The sequence below is a fragment of the Faecalispora sporosphaeroides DSM 1294 genome, from assembly GCA_000383295.1.
In the GTDB taxonomy this organism is placed as follows: Bacteria; Bacillota; Clostridia; order Oscillospirales; family Acutalibacteraceae; genus Faecalispora; species Faecalispora sporosphaeroides.
Genome location: KB911074.1, coordinates 18,055 through 30,825, shown reverse-complemented (window position 1 = coordinate 30,825; position 12,771 = coordinate 18,055). Strand labels below are relative to the sequence as shown.

12 protein-coding genes are annotated in these 12,771 nt (G+C 56.1%); 6 read left to right on the top strand and 6 right to left on the bottom strand.

Going from position 1 to position 12,771, the window contains the following annotated elements:
• Nucleotides 1–88 precede the first annotated feature (88 nt).
• From G340_RS0113860 to G340_RS18085, 4 genes are all read right to left on the bottom strand, one after another.
• Complete coding sequence (locus tag G340_RS0113860; RefSeq protein ID WP_020074251.1) at nucleotides 89–841, bottom strand: metal ABC transporter ATP-binding protein; 753 nt, start codon at nucleotides 839–841, stop codon at nucleotides 89–91.
• A gap of 46 nt (nucleotides 842–887) precedes the next feature.
• Nucleotides 888–1,871, bottom strand: coding sequence for a metal ABC transporter substrate-binding protein (locus G340_RS0113855; RefSeq protein ID WP_020074250.1), 984 nt, complete (start codon nucleotides 1,869–1,871; stop codon nucleotides 888–890).
• 134 nt (nucleotides 1,872–2,005) lie between these two features.
• Entirely contained in the window at nucleotides 2,006–2,983 is a 978-nt protein-coding gene (locus G340_RS0113850) for a Gfo/Idh/MocA family protein (RefSeq protein ID WP_020074249.1), read from the bottom strand.
• Between the two features lie 296 nt (nucleotides 2,984–3,279).
• The gene (locus G340_RS18085) at nucleotides 3,280–3,426 is read right to left on the bottom strand and encodes a hypothetical protein (protein WP_154653226.1); all 147 of its coding nucleotides are present in this window, start codon (nucleotides 3,424–3,426) and stop codon (nucleotides 3,280–3,282) included.
• Between the two features lie 671 nt (nucleotides 3,427–4,097).
• Here G340_RS18085 and G340_RS0113835 point away from each other — a divergent pair.
• The 4 genes from G340_RS0113835 to G340_RS17145 all read left to right on the top strand — a co-directional run bounded on the left by G340_RS0113835 (nucleotide 4,098) and on the right by G340_RS17145 (nucleotide 9,218).
• The gene (locus G340_RS0113835; protein WP_020074246.1) at nucleotides 4,098–6,782 is read left to right on the top strand and encodes a calcium-translocating P-type ATPase, PMCA-type; all 2,685 of its coding nucleotides are present in this window, start codon (nucleotides 4,098–4,100) and stop codon (nucleotides 6,780–6,782) included.
• A 643-nt stretch (nucleotides 6,783–7,425) separates the two neighbouring features.
• Nucleotides 7,426–8,235 (top strand): SDR family NAD(P)-dependent oxidoreductase, encoded by an 810-nt coding sequence (locus G340_RS0113830; RefSeq protein ID WP_020074245.1) that lies wholly within the window; start codon nucleotides 7,426–7,428, stop codon nucleotides 8,233–8,235.
• Nucleotides 8,232–8,663: a DUF3783 domain-containing protein gene (locus G340_RS0113825; protein WP_020074244.1), complete on the top strand. Its 432-nt coding sequence runs from the start codon at nucleotides 8,232–8,234 to the stop codon at nucleotides 8,661–8,663. Before G340_RS0113830 ends, G340_RS0113825 begins: the two co-directional genes overlap by 4 nt.
• A gap of 117 nt (nucleotides 8,664–8,780) precedes the next feature.
• Complete coding sequence (locus tag G340_RS17145) at nucleotides 8,781–9,218, top strand: GNAT family N-acetyltransferase (protein ID WP_020074243.1); 438 nt, start codon at nucleotides 8,781–8,783, stop codon at nucleotides 9,216–9,218.
• Between the two features lie 161 nt (nucleotides 9,219–9,379).
• Here G340_RS17145 and G340_RS0113815 read toward each other — a convergent pair whose 3' ends face one another.
• Nucleotides 9,380–10,030, bottom strand: a complete 651-nt coding sequence (locus G340_RS0113815; protein ID WP_020074242.1) for an HAD family hydrolase — start codon at nucleotides 10,028–10,030, stop codon at nucleotides 9,380–9,382.
• 66 nt (nucleotides 10,031–10,096) lie between these two features.
• Here G340_RS0113815 and G340_RS18080 point away from each other — a divergent pair, with 66 nt between their 5' ends.
• Nucleotides 10,097–10,336, top strand: a complete 240-nt coding sequence (locus G340_RS18080) for a hypothetical protein (protein WP_154653225.1) — start codon at nucleotides 10,097–10,099, stop codon at nucleotides 10,334–10,336.
• 1 nt (nucleotide 10,337) lies between these two features.
• Nucleotides 10,338–11,381, top strand: a complete 1,044-nt coding sequence (locus G340_RS0113810) for a CAP domain-containing protein (RefSeq protein ID WP_020074241.1) — start codon at nucleotides 10,338–10,340, stop codon at nucleotides 11,379–11,381.
• A 140-nt stretch (nucleotides 11,382–11,521) separates the two neighbouring features.
• Here G340_RS0113810 and G340_RS0113800 read toward each other — a convergent pair whose 3' ends face one another.
• Nucleotides 11,522–12,724 carry a homocysteine S-methyltransferase family protein gene (locus tag G340_RS0113800; RefSeq protein ID WP_020074239.1) on the bottom strand — a complete coding sequence of 401 codons (1,203 nt, stop codon included), beginning with the start codon at nucleotides 12,722–12,724 and terminating at the stop codon, nucleotides 11,522–11,524.
• Between the last annotated feature and the right edge of the window lie 47 nt (nucleotides 12,725–12,771).

The following is a 12,771-nucleotide window of genomic DNA, read 5'->3' as shown; positions in this document are numbered from 1 at the left end:
CCTTTCAATGGGAAAGTCGCAAAACGCAGGATGCCCGCTCCGGCTGGATAAGGTCCGGCCGGAGCGGGAAGAAGAGGAAAATTGTCGCTTAAACAGAGTACGTTCGATCGGGTTTCTTCGGGGAAATGGGGTGCTTGTGCCGATGCTTCATCTCGTCCAGCAGCTGAGCGTGATTCAGCTCGACCAAAGAGCCGTCCTCCAGGCACAGAACGCGGCTGACGGTATCCATCGCTCCGGCAATGTCGTGCGTGATCATGATGATGGTCAGGCCGGTTTCGCGGTTCAGGCGCCCCAGCAGCTCATACAGCGACTGCACGCTCTGGGCGTCTACCCCGGTGGTCGGCTCATCCAAAAGCATCATCCGCGGGCTTGCCGCCAGCACTCTGGCCAGCATCACCCGCTGCTGCTGCCCGCCCGAAAGCTCGCTGAGCATCCGTTTGGCGTACGGCAGCATATTCACCGATTCCAGCGCCCGGCGGGCCTGCTCGCGCTGGCGCTTTCCGCCAAGGCGCAGAAACCCGGTTTGAGAATACAGGTTCGCGCGCACAATTTCCTCCGCGGTGGCGGGAAAATTCTCGCTGGCCGCCGCGCCGTTCTGCGGCACATAACCGATCTTCGGCCAGTCGCGGAAGTGTGAAATTTCCCGCCCGAACAGCTTGATTTCCCCTTGCTGGGGAGAAAGCTCGGCTAACAGCAGCTTCATCAGCGTGCTCTTGCCCGCGCCGTTTACGCCGATGATCGCCGCGAAATCGCCGCGCTTCAAGGAAAAGCTGACGTCGGATAGAATTGGCTGCGAGCCGTAGGCAAAGCTGAGATGATTGACTTCAAGAATTGATTCCATTCTGTTCGCTCTTTTCTGTTGGCTTCCTGCCGGGTCAGGCGGTAAATCAGCCGCCGTTCGCCTCGCGGATGGCTTCGAGGTTTTTCTCCATAATCGAGAAATATTCCAGCCCCATGGCCTTGTTTTCATCGCTGAGCCCCTCCACGGGGTCCAGCACGGCGGTTTTGGCGCCGGTCGCTTTCGCGATGGTTTCCGCCACCTTCGGGTTTACCAGCTCTTCAAAGAATATGGTGGTGATCTTGTGCTCTTTGGCGAAGCGGATGATTTCCGCCATTCTGGCGGCATCCGGCTCGGAATCGGCGGAGAGCCCCTCGATCGCAACCTGATTCAGGCCGTACTCCCTGCAAAGGTAGCCGAAGGCCTGGTGCGCGACGATCAGCTCCTTGCTTTTCAGTCCGCCTGTCATTTTGCGGAACTTGCTGTCCAGCGCATCGGCCTGTGCCGCATATTTGCTGTAATTCGCCTCGTAGGTTTCCTTGTTGGCGGGGTCGGCCTGCGCGAACGCGTTTTTGATGTTCTCCATCTCTTTCTTTGCGTTCAGCGGGCTGAGCCACACGTGCGGATCGGTGGAAGATTTCTCCTCTTCGGCGCTCTCGCCGGCGTGGCTGTCCCCATTCTCATGCTCGCCTGCCCCCTCGAGCAGAGAGATCCCGGAGGAAGCCTCTACCGCAACAAGCCTGTCGTTCTGCAGGGAATCCAGCACACTGCTGACCCAGTGCTCCATTCCTGCGCCGTTATAAATAAAAACATTCGCGTTTTCCAGCCCGACAATGTCGTTGGGCTGGGGTTCCCAGTCGTGCGGCTCCGTCCCCGGGGGAACCAGATTTGTCACTGTCACTTTATCTCCGCCGATTTTTTCGGCGAAATCCTGCATGGTGTAAAAGCTGGTGTAGACCGAAAGCTTTTGACCTTCCTCCGCACCGGGTGCGCTTTCAACCGCAGAGCTTACAGAGCCCGTTCCGCCGGTACAACCGGCCAGCAGCGCTGCGCAAAGCGCTGCGCTTACGAACCCAAGCATCCTTCTTTTCATGAGGTACCTCCTGCTAAAATCAATCGCAAATGAAATTCACTTGCATTTAGAATACGGCTATTATACCGCTCACATCAGCGGGATGTCAAGAAAAAAGTGGAAAACAGCATGAAAAAATACGGTGCGGATCGGCTTTACCGCTCACAGGGGTAGCGAATTCCCCAGTCGGCCCGGATGGAGTCCATCAGGCGCAGAACGCGGAGCGTTTCCGCGTGGGGCATTTCAGGGCACTCCATCTGCCCGTGCCCTATGGCACTCAGGCATGAGCGCACCTCATATTCCATGCCGCTGATCTGCTCGGGGCGGCGATAAATGGAAGCAGAGCGGCGCTTTTCGTCAAACACCTCGATCTGCTCGGGGTTGTTCAGGTTGTCGACGGTCAGAAAGCCCTTGCTGCCGTATACATATGCTCTGCGGTCGCTGACGGCCAGCATGGTGCCGCTGAGTACCGCGAGCTTCTGCCCGGGGTGAATCAGCGACAGGCAGTTTTGAATGTCGACCCCGTCGGCAGAGCGGATGACGCTGGTCGAAACGTGTTCCACCTCGGTGCCGAATACCAGCGCGTCGATCGTGAGAAGGTATACGCCGATGTCGAGCAGCGCGCCGCCGCCGAGGGCGGGGTCTTTCAGCCGGGGGAGGGGAGCCAGCGCGCTCATGCTGGCCTGCATTAAAAACGGCTCGCCGATGGCGCCGTCCCGGAGCAATTCGCCAAGCTGCAAGGAAAGCGGCATGTACCGCGTCCAGAGCGCCTCGGTGACGAGGCGCTTTTTCTCCGCCGCCCTGGCGAACACCTCGGCGGCTTCGGCCTCGTTGACGGTGAAGGGCTTTTCGCACAGCACGTGCTTCCCGTGTTCCAGACAAAGCAGAGCGTGTTCCCGGTGACAATTGTTCGGAGTGGCGATGTAGATCAGGTCGATATCCGGGTCCTCGGCCAGAGCAAGGTAAGAGCCGTAGCCCCTCGGCGCGCCGTGCCGCTGCGCAAAGGCGCGGGCCCGTTCCTCGTCCCGCGCCGCCGCTGCGAGCAGGCGGACCTCCGGCATACGGCTCAGGGTCAGGGCCATTTTTTCAGCGATGCCGCCGGTGCCTAGAATTCCAATGTTCCATTGGCGCATAGTCAGGTTCCTTTCCGCACAAGGCAGTTGTGGAGTGGGGAAACAATCAACGGTGTTTGTTTTCCGGTTCAGGTCGGAGAAACGCTGTTTTGAAAGAAATCGTACTTTCACTATGTCATCTTGTTTCCGGCTTTTTTCAAAGCGGTCCGCCAGATTTTTGTTTTTCTTCGGACTGAATGATTCCATGCTCTCTCAGCCGCCCGAAGCTTTGCTTTGGTTTGCGGCGTGAGGTTATTATATCATAAATACCATCAGTCATGGAACAGGCTGAGAACAGGCTGACGAAAATGTAAATTTCAGCCGCCGATACCGTCAGAAGGGGCTTCTATGCTCTTGCGGCCGCCAAATGCTTTGCTTTCGCCTGCGGCATGTGGGTGGATAATAAAACAGCATTCTGTGGCAATTGAAATTTTCTTCCCGGGAAGTTCCAGATTCCCGTTCATTTTTCTCTTTCAGAATCACGGAGCGGGCAAAAAAAGAGAGACGGGCCTTGGCGGCGGAGCAGTCGATTGGAGGGAGATTTGGATGTAAGAGCAGAAAAAACACACATGCCGGGTTCATATTTGCATAAAAATTCTAGACAGAAAGGAATTTCTCTACTATAATAGTAACATTGCAGCGTCTTTTTTTAAACAAAGTAGCGCGGGAAAATCCCTTTTTTGTGTCGGTTTCCCTCACAAAAGCGCCGGAAGAACCCCGGAACAGGGCTTCTGGTGCGTCTTTTTATGCCCAAAAAAGATAAAAATATTCAAAAATGCTGGACGCAGCAGAAAAAAATTCAAAATTAGAATGAAAATTTTGAAAAAGCACTGGACAAATAATGTCTAATGAGGGATAATAGATATTGTAACAGAAATTGGATTCATATTGTGGGGAATGACTGCGCAATATGGGCTCCAGCCACATTTTTTTTCGGGATTGCTGCCTGGCGCTCCCGTCTTTTTGTTTGATATGACGCTTTTTTCGGGGGGAAGAACGCTGTTATTTTTCAAACAAAGACGATCGCTTTTTTGACGGAAGGGTGATGCTGTCCTGCAATTTCCGGGAAGGCACGAACCGGCTGACCTGATTGACTGCGGTCAAAATCAAAATTATTGGAGGTTGACATCTAGGAATGAATTGGCACGCTGAAGCTCTAGAAAAAGTTCAGGAAACCCTGAAAACGGACTTCAAGCTTGGTCTGACCACTGCGGAAGCGGATTCCCGCCTGCAGAAATATGGTCTAAATAAGCTCAACGAAAAGCCGCCCCGTACTTTCTTCCAGCGTTTTATGGATCAGATGAAGGATGTTATGATTATCATCCTGATGATCGCGGCGCTCATCTCTGTTGTTTTGAGTATTTACAACACAATGAACGGCCATGAGGCCGAGTGGATCGAGCCTATCGTTATCGTGCTGATCGTCGTGCTCAACGGCGTGATGGGCGTCGTTCAGGAAAGTAAGGCGGAAGCTGCTCTGGAAGCGCTGAAAAACATGACGGCCCCCAATGCGAAGGTGCTCCGTGATGGTAAGATGCAGTCCATTCCTTCTGCTCATCTGGTTCCCGGCGATGTGATCGAACTGGAGGCGGGCGATTTCGTTCCCGCTGACTGCCGTTTGATTCGCAGCTCCAGCCTCAAGTGCGACGAAGCGGCGCTTACCGGCGAATCCGTTCCCGCGGATAAGGCGGCGACGGACGACATAAAAGAGGATGCTCCGCTGGGCGACCGCTTTAATATGGTACATTCCGGCTGCGCGGTTTCTTATGGTACGGCGAAGGCGCTCGTCATCGGCACCGGAATGGAAACCGAAATGGGCAAAATCGCCGCCCTGCTGGACGAAGAAGAGAAGGGCATGACCCCGCTGCAGCAAAAGCTGGCGCAGCTTGGCAAATACCTCGGCGTTCTCACTCTGGTGATCTGCGCGATCGTGTTCGTTGTCGGCCTGGTCGACGTAGTCGGCCCGATGGACGGCGAAGACGCGGTAACCGGAATTCTTGAAATGTTTATGACGGCTGTTTCTCTGGCCGTTGCGGCAATCCCCGAAGGTCTGCCGGCAATCGTTACCATCGTGCTCGCTCTTGGCGTGCAGCGCATGGTTGAGAAAAACGCGATTGTCCGCCAGCTGCCCGCGGTTGAGACGCTGGGCTGCACCTCGGTTATTTGCTCCGATAAAACAGGCACCCTCACCCAGAACCGCATGACTCTGGTAAAGGCGTATACCGAAAAGCAGGGCGTCGTCCCGCTGGACGGCGAGCTCTCGGAGGAAACCCTTTCTCTGCTGCGCCTCGGCACTCTGTGTACGGACGGTATTGTGCGCATTGAGGAGGACGGCACGGAGAAGCACCTGGGTGACCCGACCGAAACGGCCATCGTGGCCTGCGCCATGCGCAACAACATCCACCGCGCGGAACTGGACAGCACCGCGCCCAGAATCGGCGAGGTTCCGTTTGATTCCGACCGCAAGCTGATGACGACCGTCGTAAAGACGGACGGCAAGATCATCGTCATCGTCAAGGGCGCTCCGGACATTCTGTTCGGCCGCTGCACCTCCGGCGATATTGAGAAGGCCACCCAGGCCAACGAACAGATGGCGCAGGAAGCGCTGCGTGTTCTGGCAATCGGCAGCAAGGTGATCGATGAAGAGCCCCGCGAGTACACCGCCGCCGAGCTTGAGAAGGATTTGTCCCTCGTCGGCCTGGTCGGTATGATCGACCCGCCCAGACAGGAAGTAAAGTCCTCCATCGCGGAATGCTACGAGGCCGGCATCCAGACCATCATGATCACCGGCGACCATGTGGCGACCGCTTCCGCCATTGCGAAGGATCTGGGCATCCTGCGCGAGGGCGATCAGGCCATCACCGGCGCGCAGCTGCAGGCGATGAGCGACGAAGAGCTGTCGAAGAACATCAAGAACTACAAGGTCTACGCCCGCGTTACTCCGTCGGATAAGATCCGCATTGTTAAGGCGTGGCAGAATGAAGATCAGGTTGTCGCCATGACCGGTGACGGCGTAAACGACGCCCCCGCCCTGAAGGCGGCGGATATCGGCTGCGCGATGGGAATTACCGGTACCGACGTGGCGAAGGGCGCTGCCGCCATGACCCTGACCGACGATAACTTCTCCACGATCGTTACGGCTGTTAAAGAGGGCCGCGGTATTTATGACAATATCCGCAAGGCGGTTCACTTCCTGCTGTCGTGCAACCTCGGCGAGGTTGTGACCGTGTTCGTGGCGATGCTGCTGTGGAAGGAATCCCCGCTGATGCCCGTTCAGCTGCTGTGGATCAACCTTGTAACAGATAGCCTGCCTGCGCTTGCGCTGGGCATGGAGCCTGTTGAGTTCGACGTTATGAACCGTAAGCCGCGTTCCAAGTCCGAGAGCATTTTTGCCCACGGCGTAGGCGTTATGGCAATTATTCAGGGCCTGATTATCGGTACGATCACGCTGATTGCGTACTATCTCGGCAGCCGCGTTATCACCCCGATCGCCCCCAACGCACAGGGAATCGATATCGTGCTGGGCGAGAGCATGGCGTTTGCCGTACTGGCAATCTCTCAGCTGATCCACGCGTTCAACATCCGTTCCAGCCATTCTCTGTTTAAGGTTGGTTTCTTCAGCAACAAATACATGAATGGCGCGTTCCTGGCGTCTTTGGCTTTGATGCTGGTTGTTCTGCTGGTTCCGTCCCTCAACGGTGTTTTCAACGTTGACTTTATGCATGCGCAGGCGTGGTCGATCGTGATCGGTCTGGCCTTTGTACCGCTGGTAGCAGTGGAAATCATCAAGGCAATTCAGCACGCGTTCAAAAAGGATTAAACAGATTCTTTTGCTGCAATTTATCAAGAAGCCGGATTCCCAATGGAGTCCGGCTTCTTTTTTCGTGAAGGTTTCTCCGTTTGCTTTTGTTTGGGCACTGAGCGAAGCGGAGGACAATCAATTGGCTTATTGCAGACGAAAGGCTCGGCTTTAACGGCCTGAGCAGCTGCGGCGGGAATATGTCCTTTTTCGGGCTGCTGTATACTGCCGATTGAACGTGTGGCTTTGACCCTTATGGGAGCGGGTCCTTTTTCGCCCATCCAAAAGGCGGAGAAAGAAAATGAAAAGAATAAAATTTTTTAAAGTATTCTTTCAATAAATTGGTTGGCGTAAGGAAAAATATGCTATATAATAACTTCAGCAGGCGGGGCTGACGCGCACTGCAGAATGGCTGAAAACGAAAACGGCTTTTCTACGAGGCCTCTTGATGGATTCCTCTGTGGGATGAGTGAATCTTGGGGCAGCTGAAAGCACTTAGGATCATCCGCTTTATGATTCCGGCCATTTGAGCCGCGTTTGATAGGGCTGACTCATGATCTGCTGGGTGGCTGAGGTTATGGCGCTCTTTTTTGAAAAGCAAAACCAAGCCTTAGGATAGAATGGAAATGATTCGATTTGCCCGCCTTGGAAAGGAGTAAAAGCGATGAAAGCCTTGATTACCGGCGCCAGCTCGGGAATCGGCCGCGATATGGCCAGAATTCTGAGCCGCCGGGGCTACGATTTGATTCTGGTGGCCCGCCGCAGAGAGCGGCTGGAGGTGCTGCGGCATCAGCTCCCCTCGCAGGTGAAGATCATCTGTGCCGATCTGGCACAGGAGCAGGCCTGCTTTGAGCTGTACGAGCAGACCAAAGGGGAGAACATCGATATTCTGATCAACAACGCAGGCTTCGGCCTGTTCGGCTCTTTTGCGGAAACGGATCTGCACCGGGAACTGGAGCTGCTGGACGTCAACGTCCGCGCGGTGCATATTCTGACAAAGCTGTTTTTGCGCGATTTCCTCGAGCGGGATTCGGGGTATATCCTCAATGTGTCGTCGAGTGCGGCGTTTCTGCCGGGCCCGCTGCTTTCCTCCTATTACGCCTCCAAGGCGTATGTGCTGCGGCTGACGCAAGCCGTGGGAGAGGAGCTGCGCCGCCGGGGCAGCCGTGTGTATATCGGGGCGCTCTGCCCCGGCCCGGTGAACACGGAGTTTGACCAGGTGGCGGATGTGCGCTTCAGCGTTCGCAGCATGTCGAGCCAGCGCGTGGCGGCGACCGCGATTCAGCAGATGTTTTCCCGCCAGCCGGTGATCATTCCCGGCGGCACGATGAAAGCCGCAAAGATATTGATGCGGGCAATACCGGATGCGCTTTTGCTGCGAATTTCTTATCATTTGCAGAAGAGAAAGCAAGGGCCGAAATCAAACCACGCAGAAAGGAGTGGCGCGCCTGCCGCGCCGAAACGAGAAGGATGAAAGCGAGAGTAGCACAAGAGGTGGTCTTACTGTACCGTCTCGCGGAAGATACGGAATTGGGAAAAAATGCGGTGGAGGCCTTTTCCCGGGCGGGAATCCCCTGCCGGCATGTGGCGCAGGAGCAGCTGGGCGAAACCGTCGGCGCGCTTGCGTCTGCGTCTCCGGAAGGGAAAAGCTATGACGGAGAGGTTCCCGAGCGCAGCGCAATGGTGTTTTCGGGCTTTACCTCCAACCGGCTGGATCAGGTGCTTAACCGCCTGCATTCGGTCGATCCGCGGAATCAGGCGATGAAAGCGGTGGTGACAGAAACAAACCGCACCTGGGCGTTCGGGGAGCTTTTGCATGAACTGACCCGCGAGCGCGAGTCCATCCGCCGCCAGCTGCAGGAGCAGCAGGAAAAGGCCGGGCAGGAGCAGGCCTCCGAATGATTTTGCCGGGCGCGAAAGGGGAGAGGCAATGACCATTGTCTCAGTCAGAAAAGAACCTGAGGCTGGCAAACGGCCATCGCTTTTTTTCAAAAGCATTGGGCGAGCGAAGAGAGCAAAATGGTGTATGAGGACTGCATTTTAAATTGTCTCCATTCGGAATCCCCCTTACCGCAGTGGTATTTGCTGCGCGATGGAGAAGAGCTGGTCGGCGGTGCGGGCATGATCCCGAACGATTTTATCAGCAGAATGGATCTGTACCCGTGGCTATGCGCCTTATTCATTGAGAAAGAGCACCGCGGCCACTCCTACGGCGCCCTGCTCATGGAGCAAATCAAAACGGAAGCCGCGCTTTTGGGGTTTCCGTATTTATATCTTTGCACCGGCCATGTGGGCAACTATGAGCGTTACGGGTTCGAGTACCTTGCGCAGGGGTATCATCCCTGGGGAGAAAATTCCAGAATTTATCGGTGCGGGTTGAATCTCCAATACATTGAAAAACCGTCCGGCTTTTCAGCCGCGATCCCCGCGGCGCACCGTTCCGGCGCCGATGGATGAGGAACGCCGGCAAACCGCCGGTTGTGCTGGCAGCGCTTTCCCTTGCGCTTTCAACCGGTTTCATTTTGAAGTTTTCGTTTATATCATAAAAACAAAGCCGTGTAGAATTGCATTTTCTACACGGCTCTGCTTTTTGATGATTCTTTTGCTCTGCACTGAATTTAAGGCCGCAGAAAGGTGGGGATCGCTGCGGAAGCAATCGGCTGCGGGCAGGCCAGATGATCGAGCAGAGCGCAGAGCTGCTGCTCGTCAAAAACGCAGTAATCGGCGTTGTCGCGCGCGGCGGGCGCAATCGGCTTCGACCCGCCATAGGCGATCCCGACACTGGCCAGACGAAGCATTTCGGCGTCGCTGGCGCCGTCGCCGACGGCCACAAGAGGAGCGGGAAAATGGCCGACAATCTCTTTTTTATTCAGATAATACGAAATCCGATCTATGTATCCGTTTCGCGTAATGGTCTTGGAGGAAAAGCAGCGCCCCTCCATTTGAAGACGCCGCAGCAGCGTCGGCGTCCATACGTCGGGGTGTTCCGTCGCCAGAAAGCAGCGTTCGCGGTGGGTGCGGATCCAGGCGGCCAGGCGGTCGTTCAAAGCGATCTCTCCAGCCGTCTTTTGGGCTTCCTCCACGGGGATTTGACGAAGCAGTTCAATCTGCAGCCGAAAGCTTTCTTCAAAGGGGAGAAGGCCGCGTCTGGCCTGCTCGGTAATCTCGGTCGATTTTTCTTCCATTCCGATCTGCCTTGCCAACAGCGGCAGCAGCTCTTCCTGAGTGACGGTTGAATCCAGATCAAATATAAAATAAGGTTCCTGCATGAACGAAAGTCCCTCCTACGGTTGATTCTTTCATTATAGCGGAAACAGGCGGCCGAGAAAAGCGAAATGCCAGAAGATACAGCTTTTAGCATTATTTACAAGCCAAAGCCCCGTTTTCCGGCTCCGGGGCGCGTTCCGGCAGTTTTATCAGGGTTAAAATCGATCGGGACGACGCCGCTTTTTCAGAGCCGTTTTTGGGATCGTGCCATTGCGGAAAGAAAGCTTCCAGAATTTACAGCTTGCAATGAGTTACAAAAGTGTTACAATTATGACAACTTATTACAAGCATTTCAAGGAGGTACATAGTATGAGACTACGTAAATTATACGTCGCCGTATTAGCGGTTGCAATTGGTTCCACCGCTACGGTATCTGCGGTTGCTTTTCAGCAGCAAGCCGTACCAAGCTCGGCGGGGGTAAAATCCTGCCCCACCAGCACGGTTGCAAAGAATACAAACGCACCTTCCGGCGCAGTGGAAAAGGCGGTCAGCCAGGCGCTTGCATCTGCCCAAAAGAGCAAATCCTGCCTGCAGACCACGGTCAGCGCCGCAGCCGCTAAGACTGCCGCCAAGGCATCGTCCGGTTCCTCCAATTGCAGCAACACCGCGGTGAAGGCACAGATCGCCGGCACCTGCCCGACCTCTTCCGCAATTCCGGATCTCACCGCTGTTTTGAATCAGGTTTCCTCCAAGCGGGCAGAGGCCGCAAAAGCCGCCAATTCCGGCAGCACGGTCAACGTGCCCGACTGCTTCCGCCAGCTGCTGGAGCGCTGCGGTATTTCGGTGCCCGACAGCCTGACTTCTCAGAAGAACTGCGGTAACTCGGGTTCTTCTTCCAGCAGCAAGCCTTCTACCAGCAGTCAGCCCGCTTCAAGCCAGCCTGCTTCGAGCGCTCCGGCCTCCAGCAAGCCCTCCTCCAGCACACCTTCCTCCAGCCAGCCGAGCTCCAGCGCGGCTTCCTCCGCAAAGCCCTCCGACACGCTGACCTATGAGGAGCGCGTTGTCGAGCTGGTCAATCAGGAGCGTGCCAAGGTTGGCCTGAAGCCCCTGACCATGAACCTGAAGCTGTCTGACGTCGCAAGGGCCAAATCTCAGGACATGCACGACAAAAACTACTTCTCGCACACCAGCCCCACCTACGGTTCTCCGTTTGACATGATGAAGCAGTTCGGGATCACCTACCGCACCGCGGGCGAGAACATCGCCATGGGCTACCGTACTCCCGAAGCCGTCATGGAGGGCTGGATGAATTCCCCCGGACACAAAGCCAACATTCTGAACAGCTCTTATACCGAGATCGGTGTGGGCTATGTTTCCGATGGCAGCTATTGGACTCAGGAGTTCATCGGCTGATTTCGCCAAAGCCTCGATGACGGATCAGAACCGGCCGAACCCGGCACGGTTCGCCTGGGAAAGCAAAGAACAAGTTCATCCTTTTTTAAATGAAAGAGGCCGCGAAGAATTTCTTCGCGGCCCCTTTTGAACCATTACCGTCAATATACAATTGCGCCGTATTTGGCGGCGGTGCGCTCGATCAGCTCCAGGTCGATCTGGCAGTTCGTGTCTACAATCAGCCGGCCCTGCACATAGCGCAGGGCCGCCTCCAGAATCGTGCGGCTGTCTGTGTGCACGGCCAGCGGCAGGCGGGTGACGCTGGCAAACTGAGAGAGAAGCATTACGTCGTCCAGTGTGTTCAGCTCGATCAGCGCGGCGTTCACCTGTTCGTCGTCCAGATCGATCAAATCCTCCTCCAGAGCGAGAGAGCACTCGATCGGCTCGCTCAGGGTGATGTCGCTGCCGAGGAAAAAGGCTTCGGCCTCTGTTGCTGCCGCATAGCAGTCTGCGTCGGCATAATCCGATTCAAAAGAAAACGGCTCCTGCGCACGCTTGTGCAGCGCGCGCCAGTGCGCGGGGGTCTGGTCGCCGCCGATCCCGAGCACCGGAATCCCCGCGCGCAGCAGGGCACACGCCTGCTCCGCGAATTCCTCGGGCGAGAGCCCGTCGGCAGAGGGAATGGCACACAGCGGAATCGATGCGTGGGGCATTACCTCCTTCAGCAGCGGGAGCATCTCGGGCGGAGACATCAAACCGCCGAGGCCGATCGCCTCCACGCCCATGGCCTGCAGGGTGATCACAGCGGACAAAAGCGAACCGCCGGTGAGCGTTTTTCCGCTTTCATCCACCGAAAGCGTGACAAAGACCGGAAAATCGGAGGTGCGCGAAGCGAGTACCGCCGCCCGCATGTCTGCCATGGAGAACTGGTTCTCGATCAGCACAAACTCGGCGCCGTTTTGCTCCAGCACGCGGATCTGATCGCGGTAACCGTTGTAAATGTCATCAAAGTCCGCTTGACCATGGGGGGGCACAAACAGCCCGCTGCTGCCGATTCTGGCGCCCACGGGAACCGCAAAACGCTGCGCGGCCCCGCGGGTGATCTCCAGAAGCCCCGCGTTCAGCAGGCGCACCTGCTCGCGCAGGGCCTCGCGGTGGTCGGGGGAAAAGGCGTGAGAAAAGGCGGTGGGGGCGCACAGGCCGCCAATTCCGGCGGCGAGCCACTCCTCCTGCTTTTTCCGCAGAAGCTCACCGTTCTGAAGCAGCCATTGCTCTGCGCTCAGATCGTCGCCGGCGGAAGAAACGTGAAAATCTTCCGCGGCAGGGCCGCCCAAAAGGAAGGGCAGCCTCCAAGGAACATTCATGATGACATCCTCCTGAAATTGATCCAAAGTTTTACGGCAAAGCGGTT

Coding starts and splice junctions, on each gene's coding strand:
- G340_RS18080 (WP_154653225.1), top strand. CDS start 10,097: ATGCCAGAAGATACAGCTTTTAGCATTATTTACAAGCCAAAGCCCCGT.
- G340_RS0113825 (WP_020074244.1), top strand. CDS start 8,232: ATGAAAGCGAGAGTAGCACAAGAGGTGGTCTTACTGTACCGTCTCGCG.
- G340_RS0113800 (WP_020074239.1), bottom strand. CDS start 12,724: ATGAATGTTCCTTGGAGGCTGCCCTTCCTTTTGGGCGGCCCTGCCGCG.
- G340_RS0113835 (WP_020074246.1), top strand. CDS start 4,098: ATGAATTGGCACGCTGAAGCTCTAGAAAAAGTTCAGGAAACCCTGAAA.
- G340_RS0113850 (WP_020074249.1), bottom strand. CDS start 2,983: ATGCGCCAATGGAACATTGGAATTCTAGGCACCGGCGGCATCGCTGAA.
- G340_RS0113815 (WP_020074242.1), bottom strand. CDS start 10,030: ATGCAGGAACCTTATTTTATATTTGATCTGGATTCAACCGTCACTCAG.
- G340_RS0113855 (WP_020074250.1), bottom strand. CDS start 1,871: ATGAAAAGAAGGATGCTTGGGTTCGTAAGCGCAGCGCTTTGCGCAGCG.
- G340_RS17145 (WP_020074243.1), top strand. CDS start 8,781: ATGGTGTATGAGGACTGCATTTTAAATTGTCTCCATTCGGAATCCCCC.
- G340_RS0113830 (WP_020074245.1), top strand. CDS start 7,426: ATGAAAGCCTTGATTACCGGCGCCAGCTCGGGAATCGGCCGCGATATG.
- G340_RS18085 (WP_154653226.1), bottom strand. CDS start 3,426: ATGAACGGGAATCTGGAACTTCCCGGGAAGAAAATTTCAATTGCCACA.
- G340_RS0113810 (WP_020074241.1), top strand. CDS start 10,338: ATGAGACTACGTAAATTATACGTCGCCGTATTAGCGGTTGCAATTGGT.
- G340_RS0113860 (WP_020074251.1), bottom strand. CDS start 841: ATGGAATCAATTCTTGAAGTCAATCATCTCAGCTTTGCCTACGGCTCG.